The 25,078-nt window shown below is 42.8% G+C and carries 20 protein-coding genes; 15 read left to right on the top strand and 5 right to left on the bottom strand.

The genetic code is table 11. The features are described 5' to 3' along the window. The first annotated feature begins 224 nt into the window (after positions 1 to 224). The 7 genes from H9649_RS09475 (at position 225) to H9649_RS09445 (ending at position 7,618) form a co-directional block, all read left to right on the top strand. Positions 225 to 884, top strand: coding sequence for a GntR family transcriptional regulator (locus H9649_RS09475; RefSeq protein WP_225229785.1), 660 nt, complete (start codon positions 225 to 227; stop codon positions 882 to 884). 14 nt (positions 885 to 898) lie between these two features. Then, a complete protein-coding gene (locus H9649_RS09470) occupies positions 899 to 2,101 on the top strand; it encodes a CaiB/BaiF CoA transferase family protein (RefSeq protein ID WP_191694573.1) in 1,203 nt (400 codons plus the stop codon). After that, on the top strand, positions 2,102 to 3,010 hold the full coding sequence (locus tag H9649_RS09465; RefSeq protein ID WP_191694504.1) for a hydroxymethylglutaryl-CoA lyase: 909 nt from the start codon (positions 2,102 to 2,104) through the stop codon (positions 3,008 to 3,010). Continuing rightward, entirely contained in the window at positions 3,007 to 4,047 is a 1,041-nt protein-coding gene (locus tag H9649_RS09460) for a TRAP transporter substrate-binding protein (protein ID WP_191694503.1), read from the top strand. Before H9649_RS09465 ends, H9649_RS09460 begins: the two co-directional genes overlap by 4 nt. Positions 4,048 to 4,069: 22 nt before the next feature. Then, a complete protein-coding gene (locus H9649_RS09455; RefSeq protein ID WP_191694502.1) occupies positions 4,070 to 4,567 on the top strand; it encodes a TRAP transporter small permease in 498 nt (165 codons plus the stop codon). Further along, positions 4,564 to 5,841: a TRAP transporter large permease gene (locus H9649_RS09450; RefSeq protein WP_191694501.1), complete on the top strand. Its 1,278-nt coding sequence runs from the start codon at positions 4,564 to 4,566 to the stop codon at positions 5,839 to 5,841. Before H9649_RS09455 ends, H9649_RS09450 begins: the two co-directional genes overlap by 4 nt. A 91-nt stretch (positions 5,842 to 5,932) precedes the next feature. Next, positions 5,933 to 7,618: a DUF2207 domain-containing protein gene (locus tag H9649_RS09445; protein ID WP_191694500.1), complete on the top strand. Its 1,686-nt coding sequence runs from the start codon at positions 5,933 to 5,935 to the stop codon at positions 7,616 to 7,618. A 382-nt stretch (positions 7,619 to 8,000) separates the two neighbouring features. On the opposite strand, the gene H9649_RS09440 is transcribed toward H9649_RS09445, so the two are convergent. Then, positions 8,001 to 10,517: an ABC transporter permease gene (locus H9649_RS09440; protein WP_318241678.1), complete on the bottom strand. Its 2,517-nt coding sequence runs from the start codon at positions 10,515 to 10,517 to the stop codon at positions 8,001 to 8,003. Between the two features lie 424 nt (positions 10,518 to 10,941). Continuing rightward, positions 10,942 to 11,931: a nuclease-related domain-containing protein gene (locus H9649_RS09435; RefSeq protein ID WP_191694498.1), complete on the bottom strand. Its 990-nt coding sequence runs from the start codon at positions 11,929 to 11,931 to the stop codon at positions 10,942 to 10,944. Positions 11,932 to 12,606: 675 nt separating this feature from the next. Here H9649_RS09435 and H9649_RS09430 point away from each other — a divergent pair. The 3 genes from H9649_RS09430 (at position 12,607) to H9649_RS09420 (ending at position 16,041) form a co-directional block, all read left to right on the top strand. Beyond that, on the top strand, positions 12,607 to 12,807 hold the full coding sequence (locus H9649_RS09430; RefSeq protein WP_191694497.1) for a hypothetical protein: 201 nt from the start codon (positions 12,607 to 12,609) through the stop codon (positions 12,805 to 12,807). Positions 12,808 to 12,928: 121 nt separating this feature from the next. Next, positions 12,929 to 14,338 carry a tetratricopeptide repeat-containing diguanylate cyclase gene (locus H9649_RS09425; RefSeq protein WP_191694496.1) on the top strand — a complete coding sequence of 470 codons (1,410 nt, stop codon included), beginning with the start codon at positions 12,929 to 12,931 and terminating at the stop codon, positions 14,336 to 14,338. A gap of 98 nt (positions 14,339 to 14,436) precedes the next feature. Then, a complete protein-coding gene (locus H9649_RS09420; RefSeq protein WP_191694495.1) occupies positions 14,437 to 16,041 on the top strand; it encodes a M20/M25/M40 family metallo-hydrolase in 1,605 nt (534 codons plus the stop codon). 93 nt (positions 16,042 to 16,134) lie between these two features. On the opposite strand, the gene H9649_RS09415 is transcribed toward H9649_RS09420, so the two are convergent. Next, positions 16,135 to 17,004, bottom strand: coding sequence for a LysR family transcriptional regulator (locus tag H9649_RS09415; RefSeq protein WP_191694494.1), 870 nt, complete (start codon positions 17,002 to 17,004; stop codon positions 16,135 to 16,137). A 160-nt stretch (positions 17,005 to 17,164) separates the two neighbouring features. Between H9649_RS09415 and H9649_RS09410 the strand changes: the two genes are divergently transcribed. From H9649_RS09410 to H9649_RS09390, 5 genes are all read left to right on the top strand, one after another. Then, entirely contained in the window at positions 17,165 to 18,046 is an 882-nt protein-coding gene (locus tag H9649_RS09410; protein WP_191694493.1) for an NAD(P)-dependent oxidoreductase, read from the top strand. Positions 18,047 to 18,059: 13 nt separating this feature from the next. Then, positions 18,060 to 19,526, top strand: a complete 1,467-nt coding sequence (locus H9649_RS09405; RefSeq protein WP_225229784.1) for an aldehyde dehydrogenase — start codon at positions 18,060 to 18,062, stop codon at positions 19,524 to 19,526. 13 nt (positions 19,527 to 19,539) lie between these two features. Then, a complete protein-coding gene (locus tag H9649_RS09400) occupies positions 19,540 to 20,520 on the top strand; it encodes a tripartite tricarboxylate transporter substrate binding protein (RefSeq protein ID WP_191694492.1) in 981 nt (326 codons plus the stop codon). A gap of 110 nt (positions 20,521 to 20,630) precedes the next feature. After that, positions 20,631 to 21,101, top strand: a complete 471-nt coding sequence (locus H9649_RS09395; RefSeq protein ID WP_191694491.1) for a tripartite tricarboxylate transporter TctB family protein — start codon at positions 20,631 to 20,633, stop codon at positions 21,099 to 21,101. 15 nt (positions 21,102 to 21,116) lie between these two features. Then, positions 21,117 to 22,619, top strand: coding sequence for a tripartite tricarboxylate transporter permease (locus H9649_RS09390; RefSeq protein ID WP_191694490.1), 1,503 nt, complete (start codon positions 21,117 to 21,119; stop codon positions 22,617 to 22,619). 85 nt (positions 22,620 to 22,704) lie between these two features. Here the strand turns inward: H9649_RS09390 and H9649_RS09385 are convergent, their stop codons facing one another. Continuing rightward, positions 22,705 to 23,694 carry an ornithine cyclodeaminase family protein gene (locus H9649_RS09385; protein WP_191694489.1) on the bottom strand — a complete coding sequence of 330 codons (990 nt, stop codon included), beginning with the start codon at positions 23,692 to 23,694 and terminating at the stop codon, positions 22,705 to 22,707. Between the two features lie 19 nt (positions 23,695 to 23,713). Beyond that, the gene (locus tag H9649_RS09380) at positions 23,714 to 24,991 is read right to left on the bottom strand and encodes an MFS transporter (RefSeq protein WP_191694488.1); all 1,278 of its coding nucleotides are present in this window, start codon (positions 24,989 to 24,991) and stop codon (positions 23,714 to 23,716) included. Positions 24,992 to 25,078 lie beyond the last annotated feature (87 nt).

The following is a 25,078-nucleotide window of genomic DNA, read 5'->3' as shown; positions in this document are numbered from 1 at the left end:
GATACGAAGCAGTTACATTTCGATACGCGGTGTCTACGTTTCGTTGCGCCCGCTACGTTTCGTTACGAAGCAGTTACGTTTCGATACGCGCGGTTTATGCTATAAACATCTAACCCACAAAACGCGCAATTCAATATACAAAAATAATATTGACAACAACAAACAGTTTCTGTATTCTGAATTCAGTGTACTGTATACAGTCGACAGGAATGAGGTGGAACATATTGTCGAACTTCGTTGTAATGAAGACGACTCTAAAAGAGCAAGTCTACGACTATTTGAAAAATGCGATCACACTCGGGGAAATTGCACCCGGGGATAGGTTAATAGAAGAGAAAGTCTCTGAAACACTAAACGTCAGTCGAAGTCCTATCCGTGAAGCGGTGCGAATGCTGGAGAAGGATGGTTTGCTCAATGTGAATGCGTCCGGTGGAGTTACGGTTGTCAGTCCGACGATTGATGATTATCGGCATTTGTATGAAGCCAGAGTAGAAATGGAATCACTTGCAGCGTACTATGCCGCGAAGCGCAGAACGCCGAGAGAGTTGGAAGAGATAAAGTTGTTCATTGACGAAATGGAAAGGGAAGTGGCGGATAACGATTTGAAAGGAATGCTTCAAGTGAATTTTGGATTCCATGAAGCAATCGTAAGAGCGAGTCAAAACCCGTTTCTCACATCCATGACATTACAACTCCGTGGTGTGAACAGTTTTTACCGGAAAGCCATTCTTGAAGGCAACCCCGCTTACATGCGTGATGCGCTTAAAGATCATCAAGATATCTATCATGCAATAAAGAATCAAGAGCAAGATCATGCCCGCCAACTGATGCGGCACCATATTGAACGGGATTATCAGTCGTTCATGAAAGTGGTAAATAAGTAGGAGGGAATCATTTGTTGAATCAACGAAAGCCTTTAGAAGGAATTAAAATATTAGAACTCGGAAACTTGGTGGCGGCACCATTTGCGGGAAAACTATTTTCTGAATTTGGAGCGGAAGTCATTAAAGTGGAAGAGCCGAAAAATGGCGATCCATTGCGTAATTGGCGTGTCATGCACGAAGACACTTCAGTTTGGTGGTATGTGCAAAGTCGGAATAAGAAGTCGATTACAGTCAACTTGCGCGAACCTGAAGGTCAAGAAATCATCAAGAAGCTCGTCGCTGAAGTCGATGTTGTACTTGAAAACTTCAAGCCGGGAACGCTTGAAAGATGGGGACTCGGTTATGAAGAGATGAAAAAGATCAACCCATCAATCATTTTGACACGCATTTCTGGATACGGACAGACGGGACCTTATAAAGAGAAACCTGGTTTCGGAAGTGTTGCGGAAGCGATCGGTGGCCTGCGTTATTTGACAGGGTATCCCGATCGTCCGCCAGTACGCGTTGGCATTGCGATTGGTGATATGATCGCGGGCTTATATGCGGTCATCGGGACATTAATGTCATTACGAGCACGCGACACGGATGCGGATAAAGAAGGACAAGTGGTAGACGTTGCGCTCTATGAAGCTGTTTTCAGTTTACTTGAAGGGATTCTGCCAGAATACGATTTGACAGGACAAGTGAGAGAACGGACAGGCAGTACTCTGCCGGGAATTGCGCCTTCGAACACATACAAATGTGCAGACGGCAAACACATTGTTATCGGCGGGAATGGCGATAGGATTTTCCAACGTCTTATGACTGCGATCGGCAGAGAAGATATTGCGAATGATCCGCTTTATTCAACGAACCAAGGCAGGGCAGATAATGTCGAACTGATTGACGGACTCATCGAAGAGTGGACATTGCAGCATCCGTTAAAGGAAGTACAGCGTATTCTTGATGAAGTTTCTGTTCCAGTTGGACCGATTTACGGCATTCAGGACATTATGGCAGATGAACATTATGAAGCGCGCGATATGTTGAAGGAAGTTGAGTTGCCGGACGGGAAGAAGTTGATGGTGCCAGGAATTGTACCAAAATTGTCAGGAACTCCAGGAGATATTGGTTGGACAGGACCGTCACTCGGATCCCATAACGAAGAAGTGTATAAAGAAATGCTCGGTTTATCCGATGAGGAATTTGCGCAATTAAGATCGAAAGGAGTTGTTTGAATGCCCGATGTTACGATTATCGACGTCAGTCCAAGGGATGGTTTGCAAAATGACCCAAATCCAGTATCTACAGAAGAGAAGCTTCAGCTTATCAGGATGTTGGTTGAAGCAGGCATTTCTAAAGTCGAAGTGACATCATTTGTGCATCCGTTAAAAGTGCCTCAAATGGCAGATGCAAGTCAGTTAATGGATACGATGGATTCAATTCAAGGCGTAGAAGCGATTGCTTTAATCCCCAATCTGAAAGGATATGAGCGGGCAAGAGTACATCAGCTCACTGAACTGAACTGGGTCAGTGCGGCGACGGAAACGTTCAATGCGAAAAATATCGGCATGTCCATCAATGAAAACATGGAACAGTTTCTGGACGTTTTACAGATGGCTAAGAAAGATGGCATTCAAACGTGTTTCTCAGTAGCGGTCAGTTTCGGTTGTCCATACGAAGGTGAAGTTGCTGAAGAGGACGTACTGAACATCGTCAAGCGTGTTAAAGAAGCAGGCGTCGACCGGATCGGCATTGCGGATACGATAGGCATTGCAACACCAGATCACGTTGAACGTTTAATGAAAAAAGTGTTGGCGATTGCGAATGGTACGCCTGTTACGATTCACTTGCATGATACGAGAGGGCTCGGCCTGACGAACGCATATGCAGCCTATCAAGCGGGTGTACGGATATTCGAAACGTCCGCCAGTGGAATCGGAGGTTGTCCGTTTGCGCCAGGTGCAGCGGGGAACTTGGCAACCGAAGATCTTGTTTATCTGTTTGAAAGAATGAATATATCGACAGGAATCGATTTTGAAAAGTTGTTGGATGCAGCAGATTATGCAGCGCTATTATCAACAAAAACGCCACTCGGACGAATCCGTCACGTGGAAAGAAAACAGGAAAAGGGGAATGAAGGATGAAAAAGTGGACACTGGGATTACTGATTTCATTAGTAGGATTGCTCGTTTTATCGGCGTGCGGGTCAACAGATAAGAAAGACGATGGAGCATCTGCGAAACCGGCTGACGGAGATGGCTATGAAGAAACGACAATCCGTCTAGCGTATAACTTGCCACAAGATCACCATATCGCAATCGGCATCGAGAACTTTGCGAAAGAAGTTACAGAGAAGTCCGATGGCAAAGTGAAAGTACAAGTTTTTCCTGCAGGACAATTATTAAGCGATAAAGACATGAACCAATCTATCCTTTCCGGTGGCGTTGAAATGGGTGTAAACTCTTCAACACTATGGTCTTCGACAGTTCCAGCAATGGGAATCTTTGATGTCCCTTACATCTTCAATGATTATGCTGCAGTCGGTGAAGCGGTGAATGGCGAATTCGGTGAAAAACTGAGTGGAGCTATGGAAGAAAAAGGCGCGAAAGTGTTAATGTACGCTGACTATGGATATGTGCAATTCGCTAACAACAAACGCGAATTGAAGAAACCGGAAGACTTCAAAGGCTTGAAAATCAGAAGTATCGGTGACTTGCCTTCTGAATTGATCCAAGCATATGGTGCTTCACCTGTATTTATGGGTGGCGGCGAAGTGTATATGGCACTTCAACGTAATACGGTAGATGGTGCAACATCCGGTACAACAGCGATGCTTCAACGTAAATATGATGAAGTGACAAAGTATTTGACGGTTAACAACTATGCGTACCTTGAATTCCTATTAGCTGTGAATAAAGACTACTGGGACAAGCTTCCTGCGAAAACACAGGAGTTGTTAACAGAAGTTGCAGCTGAAACAGAAACGTGGATCCGCGAGCAAGCTGAAAAAGAAGACACTGAATCTGCGAAAGCGCTAGAAGAAAAAGGAATGGAAGTGTACTACGTTCCTGAAGATGAGTTGGATATTTGGAAAGACGCGGCAGCGCCTGTTCGTGACGTATTCATTGAAAATGCCGGCGATCTTGGTCAAGAATTACTGGATTTAGTAGATAAGAAATAAAAGAAGCTAGGGGGGACCGCTTATGAAAAAGGTCTATACATTCATGGATCTGCTCATACGATGGGGCGCTTATATTGCAGGCGTGCTTATCTTGATCACGACTGTCATGACGTTCTATGAAGTAATTTCAAGGTCGTTTTTCCATAAACCGACTTCATGGGCGACGGAGTTATCCATCTATGCGATCATTGGCAGCTGCTTCCTTGGCAGCGCCTATGCGGTTCGTACCTATTCGCATATTACAGTTGATTTATTAATTAACAATGTCAATGATCGAATGAAAACGTTGCTTGCCTATTTGACGAATTCACTCGGCCTCGTTTTCAGCATCATCTTCACAGTTTACAGCTATTTGCATGTCGTAAAGACGTTCAATTTGCAAGTCACTTCCGCATCACTGCTCCGGATTCCGATGTATATCCCGGAATCCCTACTCGTGATCGGTGGAGTACTCATGTGTATTGCGTTCATTATGCAAATTATCGACGGCGGCATACATAGGGGAGGAGAAAACCTATGAACATATTCTTTACAGGTGGATTAGGACTTCTTCTTGTCATTGGACTACCGGTTGCATTTACATTGAGCTTGCTCGCAGTTGCGGGAATGTATTTCTTTAACGGCGGGACGTTCGCGTTTGCGCAAATTCCGATTATCTCCTATAAGTCGTTGGATGATTTCTCACTCACGGCACTGCCGATGTACGTATTAATGAGCCAAGTGCTCGTCGTCAGTGGTGTCGGTCGTGATTTGTATGAAATGGCAAGCAGATGGTTCAGGCATTTGCCTGGTGGACTTGCGATTGCCACATTATTCTGTTGTACGATTTTCTCTGCAATTTCGGGCTCAAGTGTCGCGACTGCAGTTACTGTAGGGGCAGTTGCTCTTCCTGAAATGGTACGCAGAGGCTACAACAAGCGACATGTACTTGGATTGCTTGCAGCTGGAGGGACATTAGGGATCTTGATTCCTCCAAGTATCCCGATGATCATCTATGGTTCAGTTACAGGAGAATCTGTCGGGAAGCTATTTGTAGCGGGGATCGTACCAGGTATTGTTCTGACATTGGCCTTTATGATTTTCTCATCTTACCAAACGCGTCACATTAAAGATGTACCTGCGACATGGGCTGAACGGTTAGAGGCCTCTAAAAAGGCGATTTGGGGTTTACTATTGCCAATCATCATTATCGGTGGAATTTACAAAGGGGTTTTCACACCAACTGAAGCAGCGGCTGTAGGGGTTGTGCTTAGTTTCCTAATAGCGATATTCATCTATAAAAACATGACGATGGGCGTATTAAGGGAAATTCTTGTATCGACGGTTAAAACAAATGCGATGATTTTATTCATCATTGTTGGTGCGATGTTGTTAGGCTATATCCTGACAATCCTTCAAATTCCACAAACAATCGTCAACTTTGCGACATCACAGGATATTTCACCATGGATCATCTTCATCCTGATCAATATTGTATTATTGATTCTTGGAATGTTCCTGGAAACAGTTTCAATTCTTGTTATCACGCTTCCAATTCTTTATCCGATCATCATGGCACTCGGATTCGATCCGATCTGGTTCGCCATCATTATGGTCATTAATATGGAATTGGCACTGATTTCACCACCAGTCGGTCTAAACCTCTTCGTGTTGAAAGGGTTGAATAAAGAGAATACGATCAGTGAAATCGTCAAAGGGGTCATACCTTACGCAGCCATCATGGTCGTATTCATGATCATTCTCTCATTCTTCCCGGAGATTGCGACGGGGCTCGTCCATAACGACATCAAATAACAATTGCCCACGCGGATATTTACTGCGTGGGTTTTTACGTTAATTGAAACTATTTAAAGGGTATCCCGTAAAGTATAGAAGGGGTGATTCGATGAAAATGATGAAAGGGATTTTGACACTACTAATTGCCATATTTCTGTTCTTACCAAATCAAGCGCATGCTGTCGATTTTTCCATCCCTGAAGTGACGATTGATGCGTACTTGCAGGCGGATGGAAACGCAGAAGTAGTGGAACACCACACATATGACTTTCCTGGGAAGTTCAACGGATTGATCCGTGGATTGATTCCGAAGAAAGGTTCGAAAATTACTGATTTTAAAGCTTCTGAAAAAGGAACTCTATTGGAAGTTGAGAAAATTGACGGAGAGTATCGAATCCATCGAAAAGGGAAAAAAGAGATTGTTAACGTTGAGATAACGTATACAATCGAGAATGCAGTAAAGAAATTCGAAGATGGCACTGAGTTTTACTGGCCTTTTTTCGATGATCGGAATGAAACGGATTATGGGAATATGACTGTCCGTATTCATCCGCCGAAACGGGTGGAGACGGCAGAGTTCCTAGGTTATGGCGCTGCAGAGCGATCTGGCTCTGTGGATAAAGATGGCATTGTCACGTTTGCGATGGGGAAAGTGCCTTCGGGAACGAACGGCGATATCCGCGTTGTGTATGACAATGCTCTATTCCCGCACGTGACATTGGTGCAAGGCAGTGCGCTGAAGGAAATGGAAAAAGACCGTAACATGCAAGCGTTTCTGTATGACAACAGGGATACTGCAGGACTATGGGGCTGGCTATTGTTCGGCTTGCTTGCATTATTGGTTGCATGGGGAATGTTGAAAATGCGTATTGTGAAACAGCGCAGCCAGCGGGAAGCACGGGCGCAATTTCCGGAAGGTTTCTTCGTACCGAGCGAGAAATTGAGCATGCCGGCGACGATTCTATACGTTAAAGGCGGTCTGTTTTCGTCTGAAATGATGGTTGCCGCCCTGTTGGATCTAATCCGTAAAGGGTATGTAGAACAACTGTCGGAGAAAGATTTCAGATTGGTTGACGAGGAAGTGGAATTTGAACATGAACGAGCTTTGATCGATTTGCTGTTCCGTAAAGCCGGTGACGGTACGAATTTCAATATGGACGATTTGGTCAGCTATACGAAAAATGAGTTGAACCACCCTGCTTATAACGAAGGATTCGCCGCTTGGCAAAAAGGTGTGCGTGATGAAGTGAAAGAAGAGGATTTGATCGAGAAAAAGCCGAAGCTCCGTATGAATTTCATCTTGGCAAGTATCGGCTTTGTTGTCGTTGCGATCCTTTTCGGCATCTTCTCGCATTTCATTTCAATGCTATTGGCAATCGCGGCGACAGTCATTACGCTCGTGGTCGGACTTGTATATCGCCCGCGGACTAACGAAGGGCATGTGCTGTATGAAGAGTGGCAGCATTTCAGGAATGCATTCGAATCGTTTGGCGATTTTAATGCAGAGAAATGGCGTTCATTGCCGACCGATGAACGGTTGCGTGCCTATACGTTTGGCGTTGGAGTACAGGACATCCACATCCAATCTGAATTGGACAAATTCGAGCAGGCGAATGCACGATCAACAGAATCTGCGTCAAGCTACGGATTCAACTACATGTATGTGAATCCCGTTTTACTGACAACCGTTTTCGCATCCGCAACAACTACCGCATCGGCAAGTTCCAGCAGTTACTCTGCTTCTGGTGGCGGCGGGGGAACCGGTGGCGGCGGAGGTGGATCAGGAGCGTTCTGAATGGGGGCAGCCAACTTTTGTTGGCTGCTTTTTGGTGTGGTGCGCCTCGCTACGTTTCGATACGATGAGGTTACGTTTAGATACGGCGCCTCTACGTTTCGATACGCGCTGTTTACGTTTCGTTGCGCGTGCTATGTTTCGATACGATGAGGTTACTTTTCGATACAACGCCTCTACGTTTCGATACGCGCCGTCTACATTTCGTTGCGCCTGCTATGTTTCGATACGACGAGTTTACGTTTCGTTACGACACCTCTACATTTCGATACGCGGCGTCTACGTTTCGTTGCGCTCCATTAATTCCATCGTCTCATAAACAAAAAAGTGCCTGCCAATCAAGCAATAATAGATTGCATGATTGGCAGGCACAAATTCTAATTCATTACTCCGCGGGCACTCGATCTTTCCTGCTCCCCATCCACCATCCGATAGCAATCAGCCCGATAATCGACGCAAAAAGCACAAGGCTACCAGTCATTACAGTAATCTGATAATTCTCCGCTAGCACTGCAATTTCACCGTTTGTAATACGGGCGACGTCAAAATATGTGAATGGCGAAAGATGAAGAAAATCACCGAGCAATTTGTGGCTACCTATATAACCGGCTACTATCGTTGCGGCCAAAGTACCGATGACGCCCACTTTGCTCCGGATGAATTGAGAAAGGAAGATGGATAACACGATAGAAAACCAAAAGACCAGCAATAGCAATGCTACCGTTTCAAGTAGATAATTTCCTAGCGGCATAAGATGGAATCCTTCAAGAATAGACGACTCGCCATCGACGATAGAAAAAGGATCATCTATCCATTTCTGATCATAATGCAGGACTGGGTGAGCCCAGTCGCCAAATCGATTTGCCAACGTACCGATGAAAACTAATAATCCGAAGAAACCGCCAAAACCGCCAATCCCAATAATAGAATTCGTGAACACTTTTCCAAGAAACAGGTCGCGTTTCCTGACTGGCTGTGTCAGAAGTAATTGTAACGTTGGCCTTTTTCCTCTTTCACTTGCAAAACCTATTCCGACCAGAAAGAGGATGATAATACCGGGAATTATATAAAATTTATCTGTCAAGTTCAGGTAGAGAGAAAACAGGCCACTATTCTCCACTTTTTTATATAAGTCATGTATATATTTCTCGAATTCCTTGTCTCCATCATAACTATCAAAAATCGTCGGTGTAAAATCCCCTGATAAAACAGGCCGAAGATTACGCTCCAACAGCCATTTCTTTTCCGCAATGCTGACTGCATATGTAAAGGGGCTGAAATAATCGGAGACAGTTTCCCGATCACGCCATTCCTCATTGAGCGCAAGCTGGTATTCATAAAAAGAGATCCATTGCTTCTGTTGATAATTGTCAATCGCCTCTAAGCGCTTAGCATTTGCATCTCTGTAACCCTCTAAGCGCTCTTCTAAGATCTGCAGAGACTCTGGATCATTATAATAAGCAATCCAGCTTTCATCACCTTTCTCCTCTGCCTTTTTCTTTTCCTCATCGAAGGAGGCAATCGATTGCTCAGAACGGTAGATCCTGTTAACATTAGCATCTTCCACGAATTCTTGTATGGATTCGAAGTACTCATTTTCTTTAAGCCCTGTCTGATGTGTAATAAAAATATAATCCATGGCTAATAGAAGTGCTAACACAGTCGCTACAGGGACAAATAGCGGGTTGCGTCTCATTTTTCGCCACTCAAATAAACTTACTTGCAACACAGGAGGCAGCTTCCTCTTAACCTTTCCATTAGCAAAAGGTCTTTTGTTTGAAGAAGCTTGAAACAAAGCCGATGTTCTTTCGGGCATGACGACTGCTCCGACCAGCAAGAGGAGACTCCAGCTTGCAACGAAGATTAGCATCCACCAATCGGAAGTATTCGGCGCTTTCTCTAGTAATTGAGGAAAAAGAAACAGACGGAATGGATTCCATATTGCATTAATACTGTCTAAAGATAATGTCGAAAATACTCCAATAAGCAAGACAAATCCTGTTAACATGTATTGGGTAAATGAATTTCTAACGAATAATCCTATGAAAATAGTAAGACTCAAGGTAAATAAGCTTGCTATGATGAATAATAAGATTGCCCTCATCAGATAATGTCCTGTTGAGATAATTGAAACCGTATCGCCTGAAGTGACAACTGCCGGATATTCAAGGAGTACGGGCAAGCCATTGTGGACGATGGGAATGACAATACTCGTAAGAATGCCTATGCCAATATACAAGAGGGTCATTAAACATACACTTATGTATTTTCCTGCAATCAAACGCCATTTCGCAATCGGTTGTGTCCTGACAGTCAGCCAAGTTTGCTGTTCCTTTTCTGTCACAACAAGGTTTCCGAAAAGAAGTATGATCAGCCCTACTCCGACAACTCCAAATAATATTTTCGCATTCTCCTTCAGAAACAAAGCTGGGGAAGTGGGAAAGTCTTCATCCTCGTAAGCAAGATTGTGACTTAGCATCCATTCATTTCTCTGCATCGTCATCTCCCGTTCAATGTCGCGCAAAGCCAGGAAACTATTCTCATAGCTTTCAAACAGTTGCATATTCGCTAGAAATTTCTGTTCAATTTCAGGAATGGTTTCCCATTCTTCATTGTAAATTGCGCTTTTCCACTGAAAAAGATCTGTAGCCATCAAGTTTGCCTGTTCGAGTTGCATCTTCTGATTTTCATCTAAGCCGACAGACCGCTTTAGATTAGTCAAGATTTGATACACTTGATCCGACTCTGAGATAAAAGGTTCAATTTTCTCTAATGCTCTTTCTTGAAACTTGGATGGTGGGGAAACGTTTTGGATGTACAAACCTGCGGTGATGAAAAGAGTGAGGACGATTAGTACGAGTAATTTCTTTTGACGCAGCATCTTTTTGAGTTCAAAACGAATGATATCCAGTTAGCACGCCTCCTTGTTATTGCAATCCAACTATTATCATACCGCTCTATTATCTAATAATATAAAATAATTGTACTATATGCAAAAAAAATGTCAACAGTTACCAGGTGAACACTTATTTTAATTAAAAGACTCTCAATAGAATCATGTACTAGAATGGGATATTTTCTAAGAGTTGCTTGTTAGGGTGCTGCTAATTTTGTCAAGCAAGAGTGTTAATTGCGAGTATGCTACGTTTTGATACGAGCCGTATCCGTTCGTTGCATGGATTACGTTTCGATACGACGCCTCTACGTTTCGATACGCACTGTTTACGTTTTGTTGCGCGTACTAGGTTCCAATACACACGTTGGTTTACATGGTGTTGCGAATGTTATGCTCCAAGAATGATGTATCTCAAAAGAAAAAAGTCGCTTTAGCGACTTTTAACGACTGAATTTACTTCGGTTTTATTCATTGTATAAAAAGTTTGAGGAGCATTACCAAGACGACGCATGCCTGATTGGCTAAAAATTATGCTTGCGGCAGCACTCGATTTTAAATCCAGAAAAAATCGTAGTTGCTTATTCGAAATAGTATGCCCAATAAGCAAGAACCAATCTTTAACAGACGTTTCCAAAGCACGAGGATCCTTTTTTTTACACACGGGACAAATCCATGAATGGCCACGTTTCCGATCCATCGGATTATGACAAGAAGAACAAAGTACACCTCTGATCAGATGTGCTGGAGTGATTTCATATCGCTCACAGGCGGGCGTCATGCGCCAATCCACTTGATTGGCTATAATCATTTCTGCTATGGAAGTGCTTGGATATGCTTGAAGTGACTCTGTCTCCGTTAGTAATCTTCGGATATATCTTGGTAGTTGTTTTGCGTATTTAAGTGTGAGAGAATCTGGAAATACAGGGATTTCAGTCTGTCCATTAGCCATTACAAGTATAGGTATGATGGGAATTGAGATATTGCGCTTTTCTAACCAAGTCTTCAGCCCGACTGTTGCACGATCTAGTTGGTGAATGATGCAATCGTATTTATCGGTTTCACCATTTGAAGTGATTTTAGTCGTTTTACCGCTATCTTCATTGAAATTCACTGTACCGGCATAATATTTTACTTCTAAAAGGATAATGGAGTGTGGAGAAACGATTAGGGTGTCAATCTGTATCTGGAAATGGGGATTGATTTCCAGACGGATGTCCGTTAAAACTTTTACTCCTCGGGGGTAGGAGATTTCTTGTAGTACACGATCAACATAAATTTCGCCTGCGAGTCCCGCTTTCAACTGATGGTACTTTGTTTGGATATACGCATACTTGTGATGACTAGTTGGAAGTCTGACCGCCAGTCTTTCCAACTGAATCAATTCTTCAGGCGGGTGCCTTTTCATAAATATTGTTATCAAACCCTTTCGATAGACTATTCAATCAACAACAGATTAACAAACTCTCAGCTTTTAGACAAGTATATTCGGAAAGATGAATTATGGGGTCAAAAGTAGGTCGATAATTAGATTTTAGTATTAATAGGCTACGTTTCGATACGGCGCCTCTATGTTTCGATACGGGCTGTTTACGTTTCGTTGCGCTCGCTACATTTCGATACGACGAGGTTACGTTTCGTTACGACGCCTCTACATTTCGATACGCGCCGTTTACTTTTTGTTGCGCTTGCTGCATTTCGATACGAAGAGGTTACGTTTCGATACGGCGCCTCTATGTTTCGATACGCGCCGTTTACGTTTCGTTGCGCTCGCTACATTTCGATACGAAGAGGTTACGTTTCGATACGACGCCTCTACATTTCGATACGCGCGTTCTACGTTTCGTTGCGCCTGCTACGTTTCAATACAGCCCCGCTACATTTCGCGTATGTCACACCCTCCCATGCGAATCATGAATGTTTCGATATCTTTACGCAGCATCTGACAAGATAAGCTGTCGATGGACGTTACAATCTTTTTAAATATGTATTTTCTCCGTTGATTTCATCAATTTCCATCGAAAGAATTTGATAGGCATCTACACATAAGGCTTGTATAGTCAGAGTAGGAAGTTAATTAATTGGGAGGGGATGAGCGTTGGGGAAGATAGCAGCTTTAGTGTTAGCGGTCGTTGTTGTCCTATGCAGTTTGGCGATTGTTTGGAGTGTAGGTCCTGCGGTAAGTATGCTGGCGAAATATGAATCGGATTACGAACGATCGAAAATGTTTTTTGATGCAACATCATTTGAAATCGGAAAAGTGGAAGGCAAAGAAATAGTGTTGCGTGGAGGTAAATAAAGAAAATTCCATTATCTGCTCGCAAAATAAGATTTATATGCTACTATTAGAAGACATATATAGTCCTAATAACTAGCTGATATAATCTTTTGACCTACTATTGAGTAACAGGAGTGGAGTTATGGAGACAGAAGACTTGATTGCGTTGCAGAAAAAAGTGACCGAGTTACGTGCTGAAGGAAAGTATAAAGAGACCATTGAAGTGTCTATGCGATTGTTTGAGTCTGGTTACGTCAATAAAGATTATAAATCGATTTTGACTGCGCTTATTAATCAAGCAGCTTCCTACTATTGTATAGGTGAATTGCAAGAATCGTTTAATTGCATCGATACGTACTTGGAATATTGCATTGATCATGGTGATGATACAGACAGGCTGAATGGCTACAATATCCTCTTTATTATTCATGAGCATAATAAAGATTATCAAAAAGCGAAAGCGACGCTCAATAAAGCAATTGATTTAGGCGGAAAACTGAACCACTTTAATATCGTCAGCAATGCGTACAGCAATCTTAGTCATCTCTATAGTGAAGAAAAGGCTTACGACAAAGCTTATGAATACAGCTGTAAAGGTTTGGAAGCGGCTAAAATGCATGATCCTCCCACACCGATTTTGGAATTCCGTGTGAAATTGAATATGGTTAATGCGATTATCGGACTTGGAAACCTTAATCGTGCAGCAACCTTAATAGAAGAAATGCGTCAAGAACCGGCTTTGGCTACATTTATACGTGAACAAATCCAACTAGATGATTTGTATGGTCGTTTATTGATGAAAGAAAATCAGTATGAGGAAGCATTTGATTCATTCACAAAAGCGAAAGAGTTGGCGGAACGTGTGAATGACCTGAACTTGCTTAGTGAGTTGCTCGAAAAACGTTGTACAGTATGTGAATTAATGGGGAATATAGAACTAGGATTCAAAGCACAACAGGAATATATCGATGTGTTGCACAAATTGAGGGAACAGGAACTTGTCATGACGGCGATGCGGTTGGAAGTGAAGCATGATCTTGCTGCAATCGAGCGGCGTGCAAACCGTGATTACCTGACAGGGCTATATAATAGAAGCTATATGGAAATCGCGACAGATGAAATGCTTGAAAAAGCTTCGATTGCAGGTGAGCAAATTAGCTGTATCGCGCTTGACCTCGATAACTTGAAAGTGATGAATGACACGTTTGGCCATATGTTTGGGGACCGAATCATTCAAGAAATTGCAAAAGTATGTAGTGGTAAAATCCGGAGTGATGATTTGATGGGACGCTTCGGGGGAGATGAGTTCGCGATCATTTTAAAAGGTGTGTCACATGAACAAGCTCGAATCAAAGCGGAACAGCTCGTTGAAGCCGTACGGAAATTGAAAATTGAGAAGAATGGCGTCATTATTCCTGTGTCTGCGAGTCTTGGGATTGCGGACAATGGCAACGGGACAATTACGACATTCAAAGACCTTTTCCATGAAGCGGATATGGCACTTTATGAGGCGAAGCGAAATGGCAAAGACCGGATTTGTGTAATGGGATGAGAGAAGATGGCGCGTTCGACAGCCTCTTCTTTTTTTATTTGCAAAGTTTGTCATTCATTACCGCTCTTCTGTACAATGAGGAAAAGGGGGAGTGGAAGATGAATAAAAACCATTGGGACACGCCAGAGAAATTACGTAGCCTTTTATGTGAGCTCGTCAATTGGGATAGTCGGACACTGACGGAAGGGGAGCGGTTCTTTTCATCGAAGTTGATGATGAAACTCGAAGAACTTCCTTATTTCAGGAATCATCCTGAATATATTAATCTGTTTGATGCTGGGCTAGGTCGGCAAGTTGTGACAGCGCTTTATAAGCATCCAAAAGCGACGAAGACGGTCGTTCTGATCAGCCATTTCGATACAGTGTATACGGAAGAATACGGTGCGCTTGAACCGTTGGCATTTTATCCGGAAGAATTGACGAAAAGACTGCACGAACATAAGGATGAGTTGTCAGAAGACGTATTGGCAGATTTGGAATCCGGAAACTATCTGTTCGGCCGCGGGACGATGGATATGAAAGCGGGACTGGCATTACATATGCAATTGATTGAGAAAGCGAGTGTCGAGCAATGGCCGATTAATCTGTTGCTCGTGACGGTGCCTGATGAAGAGGTGAATTCGGCGGGCATGCGGACCGCCGTGACCGAACTCGTCCAGCTGCGTGAAGAATTCGGGCTTGATTATACATTGTTTTTAAATGGCGAACCGTCTTTCTCTCAAGGTCCAACAGATACGAAGGAATATATCTATTCCGGGACAATCGGCAAAATAATGCCTGCTGCGTTGTTCTACGGAAAAGAGACGCATGTAGGGGAACCGCTTAAAGGGATGACGGCCAATTATATCGCGTCATTTGTAACACAGGAACTGGAGTGGAATCCGCTGTTATGTGAAACGGACCGTGGAGAAGCGACCCCGCTCCCTGTTTCATTGCAACAAAAAGATCTGAAAATGGAGTATTCAACACAGACTCCTTATCGGGCTTCGGCACTTTATAATGTCTTTCTATTCAAACGGACCGCTGCGGAAGTGATGGAACTGTTCACTGAAGTGACGCAGACAGCGATCGATAAGTGCAATAAGCGGTACAAAGAAATTTGCGAGCGTGAAAATATCGAAGGGGTAGGCGAAGTTCGGGTTCTGCAGTATGATGAGCTATTGACATATGCGATACAAAAGCTCGGCAAGAATGAAGTGTGGCGGCTGAGACAGGATGTACTTTTAAATGACGTCTGGGATGATCGGGAAAAGTCTCTGCGAATTGTGGATAATCTGCTCATCCAATGTCAGGAGCTGGCGCCTGCAACCGTCGTCTTGTATGCACCACCTTATTATCCCGCCGTCAATTCTTCAGATGATCCGTTAGTCATCAAATCGATTGAATTAATGCAGCAAACTGCAAAACAACAGTTTGACGTCACGCTAGATCATATCCATTATTTCAACGGAATCTGCGATTTGAGTTATGTGAATTACAGTGATTATACAAATAGTTGGACAGCATTTGAACGGAACACGCCTGTGTATGGCGACACGTATTGGATTCCGTTTGAGGATATGCAAAGCCTTCAGGCGCCGGTGCTGAACGTTGGTCCTTTCGGTAAGGATGCGCATCAGAAAACGGAGCGACTGCATGTGGACAGTGCTTTTAAGGAAATGCCTGTGTTGCTTGAAACATTGATAAGAAGCTTGATGGAATGAACGAATTACAAAAAAACGAGCCTATCACAATAGATAGGGTCGTTTTTTGTTTTGAATTATGAAAAAAGGCCATTAACTAAAGGAGACTTTACGTCACATGCGAAACACGCCTTCTTCTTGTATGAAATTCAAAAAAGCCTTTACAGTGTAGTAATTCTCAGATTCTTTTGACCCATAAAGCCAAGTTTCACGCTGTAAAGGTTCGCCTAAATGGTTGGTAAGAGGGGCTCTCCAAAGCGACTTTTCCTTTGATAATCCCAATTCGGTAAGGAAAGCATAGCCAAGCCCAGCACGAACAATCTCAAGGCAAACATCTCCATTATCGACTTCCATAGTAATATTAGGAGGCTTTTGAAAACTTTTTGACCACCAAACATCAATTAGCGACTTTAGGGATTGATTGGTCTTATAGTTAATCCTAGGAAGCATAGGGAGGTTTTCAATTTCCACCTGTTCATGTGAAACTAAGTAAATGGTTTCTTTAGTAAGAAATTGTTTGAAATGAAGCCACTCCAAATCCTCACGTAAAAATGCGACGTGAATTTTCTCGTTTATTAATAAGTCGGTCAAATAAGGACTGAACCCCGTTAATACATGTGGCTCCACTTCAGGAAACAGTTTCAGGAATTTAGATAACAAATTAGGCAGTATATATTGTGCAATGGCATTTGAAGCTCCGATGTATATCTTCCCTTTTACAAGTGACGACATAGAGAGGACTTCTTCCCTCGTGTTCTGAAGTTCCTTCAGCATCTTTTCAGCGTATTGAATGACATATTCCCCTTGGTGATTTGGTTTAAGTCCCTTATTTCCGCGAATGAATAGCTTAGTCCCGAATTCATTTTCGATTTTATTAATGCGGTAAGTCAACGCAGGCTGTGTAATGAAAAGTTCCTCAGAAACCTGTGATATATTTTTCCCTTCTCCTATTTTTGTTAACATGATCCAATCACGTTCTTCCACGGTTAACACCCCGGTATAAAAATATTTTATAGGTACATATAAAAATCGCTTAATTTTAATTATAACCGAAAGCATTTATACTAGTAAAGTAAGAAGTCAGAAAATTATTTTTGTAATCGCTTGAGATTAGCCGATTCAAATGGTGTTGGAGGTATGACAGATGAAGAGAAAAGTTGGAATAATTGGTCTTGGAAACATGGGAAGTGCTATTGCAGAAAAGCTTGCAACCCAATTTCAAGTAATCGGTTTTGATATTGATGAAACAAAACGTGAAGCAATGAAAGAATTTGGAGTAGAAGTGGAAGCTTCGATGGAAGCGGTAGTTAAACAAACGGATGTTGTTTTTCTATCCATGCCGAAAGCGTCTATTTCAAAAGGCATCGTTCAGCAAATCAGTCCAATGATGGAAAAGGATGCAATCATTGTTGAGACGAGCACAATCTTGCCTGCAGAAGTGGCGGAGTTGCGGGAAATCAGCCGTGAGTATGGCGTCCAACTTATTGATGCTGCTATTTTAGGTGGAGTTGGTCATATGAGAACTCAAACGGCAGCACTGCTTGTCGGCGACTCGGACAATGCGGCAGATCGAATCATGGAAGTTTTGCAAGCGATTTCATCAGAAGTGCAAATGATGGGTGAAATTGGTGCAGGTATGGCTGCCAAAATTATTAATAATGGTGTTGCTCATGCCGTTATGAGTGTCATTGTAGAATCATCGGCACTTGCACTCAAGCTCGGTATCCAACCGGAGAAAGTGTATGAGCTATTAAGAGGTGAAACGGCATTGCTAAGACCGTTGACGCATCGTTATCATGAACGGATCCAAAATGGCCAATACGCGGGCGGGATGTCTACAGTCAATGCAAGAAAGGACTCTACTCTGTTTTTACAACTTGCCCAAGAAAAAGGCGTGCCATTATTCTCGGTTCAAGCTGCGCATTCAGTATACGAGATGGCAGCGCAAGAAGGTTTCGGCGACGAAGACTATGCTGCGATTGCAAAGCTTTGGGAACGTTGGTCTGACATCGACTTTACAAAATAAAGGAGTGATTTGCATGGAACACTATAAAATGCTCATTAACGGTGAATGGAAACAGGCTTCTACTGAAGAGTCATTGCCAGTCATCAATCCGTATGACAAACAGCAGTGGGGGACGATTCCACTTGCCTCAAAAGAAGATGTGGAGCTGGCAATCGACGCGGCTCAACATGCTTTCAACAATACTTGGAAAAAGATGAATGGGTTCTCCCGAGCTAAGTGTATGTTGAAATTGGCAGACTTAATTGAGGAGAATACAGAAAAATTAGCTATACACGAAACAAAAGATAATGGTAAAGTCATTCGTGAGACAAAAAAACAAGTTCCATTCACAGCAAGAGCACTTCGATTTTTTGCTGGGTATGCGGATAAGATTTACGGAGAAACGATTCCACTCGATAATATGAATTTATTCGATTACACAATGCGCGAGCCTGTTGGTGTAGCAGTTTTAATTACTGCTTGGAATTCGCCGATGCAATTGCTCATGAATAAGTTGGCCCCAGCATTGGCTGCTGGAAACTGTGTCATTGTAAAACCTTCCGAACATGCTTCTGTATCTACATTGTTGTTTGGAGAGTTAGTGGAGCAGGCAGGCTTCCCGCCAGGCGTTATTAATATCGTTACAGGCGACGGTAAAGTGGGTGACATGCTCACGAGTTCAGATCGTGTTAATAAAATCAGCTTTACAGGAGGTTCATTCGCAGGTCGTTTGATTAGCAAAAGTGCAGCGGACAATTTTACTCCTTTAACGCTGGAACTAGGTGGTAAATCACCGAATATCATCTTTGAGGATGCGGACTTATTGAAAGCGGTGCCAGGTGCAATGGCAGGGATCTTCGCTTCTAGTGGACAAACTTGCATTGCCGGCTCAAGGTTGTTAGTGCAAGAATCCATCTATGATGAAGTTGCGATGCGGCTCGCGGAAAAAGTAAGTCACATCAAACTCGGAGATCCAATGGATGAGTCGACGGAAATGGGACCTGTAGCAAATGAAAATCAGTACCGATCGATATCTAAGATGATTGAAAATGTCGAAGCTGAAGGTGCGAAGATTCTAATCGGTAAAGATGCTGAATTACCGGGGGAAGGCTACTTCATTCGCCCAATGGTTCTCGTACATGTTGACAATTCGATGACCATCGCCAAGGAAGAAGTTTTCGGCCCTGTATTGAGCATCATTCCATTTAAAGATGAAGAAGATGCAATCCGCATAGCGAATGATTCCAAATACGGACTTGCATCAGGGATTTGGACGTCTGATCTTTCTCGAGCGCACCGTGTTGCAAGAGAGTTGGAAGCAGGAACGGTTTGGGTGAATACGTATCGGACGAGTGCTGTACAAGCACCATTTGGCGGCGTGAAACAAAGCGGCTATGGTCGCGAACGTGGCTGGCATTCGATGTTAGACTACACACGGGTCAAAAATGTCATGATAGATTTATCAAGTGAAGCAAGAGATCCGTTTTCCATTAATGTATAAGGGGGAGAAAAAAATGAAAAAATTTATATTGTTAGCATTTATGGTTGTTTTGTCTGTCGCAATGGCGGCATGTGGGAAAGATTCAGATCAAGCGGGAAAAGCAGATGCAGATTTCCCTAAAAAGCCGATTACATTAATTGTTCCGTGGTCAGCTGGTGGAGGAACGGATACAGGTGCACGACTTCTTCAGCCGTATTTGGAAGATGAGCTTGGCGTGACTGTGAATGTTGTGAACAAAACAGGCGGTGGCGGCTGGGTTGGCTGGAATGAACTAGCAAATGCAAAATCTGACGGCTACACAATTGGACTAGCAAATTCACCACATATCATTACAGGCTATATGAATCCTACATTGAAACGGGATAAAAGTTTAGATGACTTTGTCGGTTTAGGCATGCACGTAATCGATCCGGATATAATTGCAATCCGTAAAGATGAAAACCGTTTTTCAACAATAGAAGAGTTGGTCGCTTATGCAAAAGATAACAAATTGACAGTTACTGCAACAGGCGAAGGTACAGATGAACATTTAGTGATTTTAAGTTTTAACAAAAAGTATGGTACGCAACTGGAAGCTGTGCACTTTGACGGTGCAGCGGAGAGTCGTGCTGCTGTACTAGGTGGACATGTCGATTTGTTAGTTGCTAATGCTGGAGAAGTATTAAGTTTATATAAAGACAAAGAGATTAAAGTACTTGGAGTAGCTGCATCTAAACGTTCTGAGTTCATGGAGGATGTACCGACATTTGAAGAAAGCGGATTCGAGATTTATCAAGAATCTTCACGTGGACTGATTGCACCTAAAGGGTTGGATCCAGAAGTTTTAGCTAAGTTGCAATCTGCGCTTGAAAAGGCAGTTACGAATGAGGAGCATATTCAAAAAATGGCGGATCTCGGTTATGGTGTGAACTACGAGAACGGTGAAGATTATATGGATATCTTGAAAAAGGATGAAGAAGCAGTAATAGATTTAAAAGACCTTTTAGGTTGGTAATGGTGAAGTGTAACTGAGTTTTGGATAGATCCAGTCCACCACTATAACTAGTGATGGACTGGTTATTACGATAGTTCTTTATTCTAAGTAGTAGAAGGGTGTGAGCTTAAATGCTGAAACAATTACACCATGACGTGTATGCAGGTTTTATTATTTTAGTGACTTCAATGTTTTTTATAGTGCAAGCAAAGGGGTTTCCTGAACGTGCCGCTTTATTTCCATATTTAATATTAGGATTGTTCATCTTTTTCTCGATACTATTGCTCTTTAATGGATTTCGAAAAACTACAATGCGTGCAAAAGCGATAGACGTACCTGCCGCAGATGATGAAGAACAGCTATCATTCAGCATGATTAAAATGCCTGTTCTCATTTTAGTGACTGTAACAATCTATGTCATCCTTATTAATGTTTTAGGATTTTTTGTTTCCACTGCAATATTCATGATTGGAATTCTATTTGCATTGGGCATGAAATCACTTAAAGCGTATATTTTGACGATTGTATTTACACTACTTTTCATTTATCTTCTATTCGTAAAGTTACTGCATGTATTTCTACCGACTGGATTACTTTTTTAAGAAAGGGTGCTTGAAATGGATACTTCTATAATTCTACAAATAGTAGCAAACCTCTTCACTGTCCAAACGCTCATCGCCCTTTTCGTAGGTGTGGTCGGTGGAATTGTCATCGGAGCTCTTCCAGGACTAAGCTCGACGATGGCGGTTGCGTTGTTAGTGCCAATTACGTTTGGTATGGAGCCGGTTGCAGGCCTTGTCATGTTGACAGCAATCTATACTTCTGCAACATATGGGGGTTCTCTTGCGTCAATACTGCTTCATACACCAGGTACTCCTGCCTCAGCAGCCACAGCGTTGGATGGTTATCAATTAACACAAAAAGGTATGGCCGCAAGAGCGATTGGGATTAGTACTGTATCTTCGATGATCGGTGGTTTTATTAGTGGAGTTGCATTATTGTTCTTAGCTCCACCGCTTGCCAAGTTATCATTGATGTTTAGTGCACCTGAATACTTCCTGCTTGCCATTTTTGGTTTAACAATTATCGGATCCTTATCTGGTGCATCTATGGTTAAGGGACTGGCATCAGGAGTTCTCGGTTTATTAATTGGAACAATTGGCATTGACATTATTACTGGATTTCCACGTTATACGTTTGGCAATGTATCATTGGAGTCTGGTATATCTCTAGTTCCGGCTTTGATCGGTCTATTTTCTTTATCGCAAGTGTTCATCATGCTTGAAAAGAAAGATGGAGCGAAGAAGGAAGTAGTTAAGCAAAAGCTAACTAAATTATTACCTAACCGGGCAGACATGAAGAAAACACTTCCGACGATACTAAGATCTTCTGGACTTGGTGTTCTTGTTGGGATTTTACCGGGAGCCGGCGGGGATGTCGGTTCGTGGGTCGGATATAATGAAGCAAAGCGTTTCTCGAAAAACAAAGAGGAATTTGGTAAAGGAAGCATTGAAGGAATCGCGGGCTCTGAAGCTGCAAATAATGCAGTTACGGGTGGAGCGCTCATTCCGTTAATGACACTTGGTATTCCTGGTAGTTCAACAACTGCAGTTTTACTTGGTGGATTAATGATTCAAGGACTTGTGCCAGGTAATGAATTATTCACAGCGAATGCCACGATTAGCTATGCGGTAATTATCGGGTTCATCGTAGCAAATATATTAATGGGGATTGTCGGGCTTTTTGGTGCAAAGTATTTCATCAAAGCATTAAAAGTGCCCCCGAATATACTCATTACAGTCATTATCATTTTATGCGTCTTAGGTTCTTACGCTATTAATAATAGTATGTTCGATGTGTATATGATGTTGTTCTTTGGCGTATTAGGATATTTGATGCGTAAAACAGGTTTCAGTACAGCACCTGTCATTCTAGGAATGATACTAGGGCCAATTGCTGAAAAGGGACTTGGGCAATCATTGGTAATGGGACAAGGACATTTGGTGGAGTTCTTCTTCTCTAGACCGATTAGTGTCGTCTTCATGATCTTGATTATCCTTGCGTTGCTTTCACCATTTGTGTTGAAACTGATACAAAAACGACGTCGTACTGTTGTTTGAAAAAAATAGAAAAGCGGTGCTATCAGTAAAATCAATAGCACCGCTTTTTTAGTCTTACTTTAGCTTCCGTATGTCAATGAAAGACTTATACCTCAACTTCCACACCATATCCATTTTGCACTGCTTTCCGATAAACCCCTTGCGCAACGGCCAAGTCGAAATACGCAGCGCCAACACATTTGAAGAACGTAATCTCTTCAGTGTTCTCTCTAGATATAACTTTATCTGTGACAAGATCCATCAGTTCCCCGTGCAGCTCATCATATGACCAATCATCCTGTTCATTCGCATAAATGATTTCACCGGCTTCCTCTTTCACGCCGCCTTCATCATCCGTCACAATCTTGTCGCATCGTTTAATGAATGTATGATCCACTTCACGCATAGTTGGTAAATATGACCCGACCCCATTTACATGTGTGCCCGGCTGTACATCTACACCATCAAAGACAGGCGTTTTCGAACGCGTACTGCAACAAATAATATCCGCCTGCCGCACTGCCTTAGCTACATCTTCAATAATTTCGAATTCAATGGAACTGTCAACGCCGAAACTGACTAAGCGGTCTTTGAACTTCACAGCTTTCTCAGTCGTTGGATTAACAAGCAACATCTTCTCGATTTTCCGTACCGCAAGCACGCCAAGCACTTGCTCGAACGCCATTGCACCTGTTCCGATGACGACCAATACTTTTGAATCTTCACGTGCAAGTTTATCAGTCGCGAGTCCGCTTAACGCCCCTGTCCGCAGTCTCGTCAAATACGAAGCGTTCATCATTGCGAGATGTTCGCCATTTTTCGCATCTGATACAAGGATGACTCCTTGCGTCGTCGGTTTCCCGACAGCTGGATTATCCGGGAAAATCGTCACCGTTTTAACAGTCGTCATTTCATTCTCCAAGTCTGAACTCGGCATATATAAAACGGAAGCGCTATGCTGCGGAAACTCGATGACTGTGCGATGCGGATTAGCAATTTGCTCTTCCGCTTTCGCTCGCAATATATGTTCGACATCCACTAATGCATCTGCCATAAAATAATGCTGTTGAATTTCTTTTTCATTAATAATTAACATCTAATCCGCTCCTTCAAAATTATTGATCGAGCGCTTGATTTTTCCGGTCTTTCACTGCCCAGATAGCAAGTAGTGAAACAACCGCGGTGAAAATGATGTAAAGCGCAACCGGTATATAAGAATTATTAAAGTTTGCTAGTAATGCAGTGGCAACTAAAGGTGCTGTACCCCCAGCAACTGCTGCACCGATCTGATAACCGAGTGAAATACCTGTATAACGAACTTCAGCTGAGAAAATCTCAGAGAACATCGTCCCGAGAACTGCCGTAATTGGTGCCCAGATGACGCCAAGTCCAATGACAGTGGCAATGACAAGCAATGTAACTGAACCTTGGTGAATCATCCAGAAGTACGGGAATGCGAAGATAATCATTCCGACAGCACCCCATACGTATAAAGGTTTCCGGCCAACTTTGTCAGACAGTTTACCCATAATCGGAATAAGAATCGTCGTTACGATTGTCGCAACCATGACTGAATTTAATGTCGCTGTTCTTGAATAGTCTAGATACGTCGTTGCATACGAAACGATGAACGTACTGAAAATATAGAAAGGAGCCGTCTCAACAACTTTTGCCCCGATGGCTATCAAAACTTCACGCCAATGCGTTTTCAATGTCGTAACGATTGGGAGCTTTGGAATTTCCCCGCGTTCCTGAACCGCTTTGAATGACGGTGTTTCATCGATCCCTTTACGGATCCATAAACCGAATACGACGAGCAATGCGCTCAAGATGAACGGTACACGCCAGCCCCACGTCATGAATGAATCTTCAGGAAGCATTGTCATGATCGACAACGCGAACGTACCAAGCATCATCCCGATTGTAATTCCCATCTGCGGAACAGATCCGAAGAATCCGCGTTTTTCAGGAGGTGCATACTCAACCGCAAGCAATAGCGCACCACCCCATTCGCCCCCAATACCTAACCCTTGGATTAGACGAAGTGTAATTAAGAGAATCGGCGCCCAAATACCGATTGCTTGATATGTAGGAAGTAACCCCATTCCAAATGTTGCAACACCCATAAGACTTAGTGTGATAATGAGCGTTTTCTTTCTTCCAATCCTATCCCCAATATGACTGAAAATAATTCCCCCAAACGGCCGGATGAAGAAGGCGAGTGCAAATGATGCATACGCAAGCATAAGTCCAACAGTCGGATCTTCATTGACAAAAAAGACCTGGTTGAAGACGAGCGCAGCGACAGTTCCATACAAGAAGTAGTCAAACCACTCAATCGAGCTGCCGACGAGACTTGCGATCAATACTCTGTTCAGCTGTTTCTTTTCCATTATCCATTCCCCCTAGTAAAAAATTGAAGTACCACTTCAATTGCATTATGCCTATCATAAATATATACTAATATTCTGTCAACATAA

It is taken from the genome of Sporosarcina quadrami (assembly GCF_014836615.1).
Classification (GTDB): Bacteria; Bacillota; Bacilli; order Bacillales_A; family Planococcaceae; genus Sporosarcina; species Sporosarcina quadrami.
This window is presented reverse-complemented; position numbering and strand designations above follow the sequence as displayed.

Coding starts and splice junctions, on each gene's coding strand:
- H9649_RS09465 (WP_191694504.1), top strand. CDS start 2,102: ATGCCCGATGTTACGATTATCGACGTCAGTCCAAGGGATGGTTTGCAA.
- H9649_RS09405 (WP_225229784.1), top strand. CDS start 18,060: ATGGAACACTATAAAATGCTCATTAACGGTGAATGGAAACAGGCTTCT.
- H9649_RS09400 (WP_191694492.1), top strand. CDS start 19,540: ATGAAAAAATTTATATTGTTAGCATTTATGGTTGTTTTGTCTGTCGCA.
- H9649_RS09410 (WP_191694493.1), top strand. CDS start 17,165: ATGAAGAGAAAAGTTGGAATAATTGGTCTTGGAAACATGGGAAGTGCT.
- H9649_RS09395 (WP_191694491.1), top strand. CDS start 20,631: ATGCTGAAACAATTACACCATGACGTGTATGCAGGTTTTATTATTTTA.
- H9649_RS09425 (WP_191694496.1), top strand. CDS start 12,929: ATGGAGACAGAAGACTTGATTGCGTTGCAGAAAAAAGTGACCGAGTTA.
- H9649_RS09460 (WP_191694503.1), top strand. CDS start 3,007: ATGAAAAAGTGGACACTGGGATTACTGATTTCATTAGTAGGATTGCTC.
- H9649_RS09390 (WP_191694490.1), top strand. CDS start 21,117: ATGGATACTTCTATAATTCTACAAATAGTAGCAAACCTCTTCACTGTC.
- H9649_RS09420 (WP_191694495.1), top strand. CDS start 14,437: ATGAATAAAAACCATTGGGACACGCCAGAGAAATTACGTAGCCTTTTA.
- H9649_RS09385 (WP_191694489.1), bottom strand. CDS start 23,694: ATGTTAATTATTAATGAAAAAGAAATTCAACAGCATTATTTTATGGCA.
- H9649_RS09450 (WP_191694501.1), top strand. CDS start 4,564: ATGAACATATTCTTTACAGGTGGATTAGGACTTCTTCTTGTCATTGGA.
- H9649_RS09445 (WP_191694500.1), top strand. CDS start 5,933: ATGAAAATGATGAAAGGGATTTTGACACTACTAATTGCCATATTTCTG.
- H9649_RS09455 (WP_191694502.1), top strand. CDS start 4,070: ATGAAAAAGGTCTATACATTCATGGATCTGCTCATACGATGGGGCGCT.
- H9649_RS09380 (WP_191694488.1), bottom strand. CDS start 24,991: ATGGAAAAGAAACAGCTGAACAGAGTATTGATCGCAAGTCTCGTCGGC.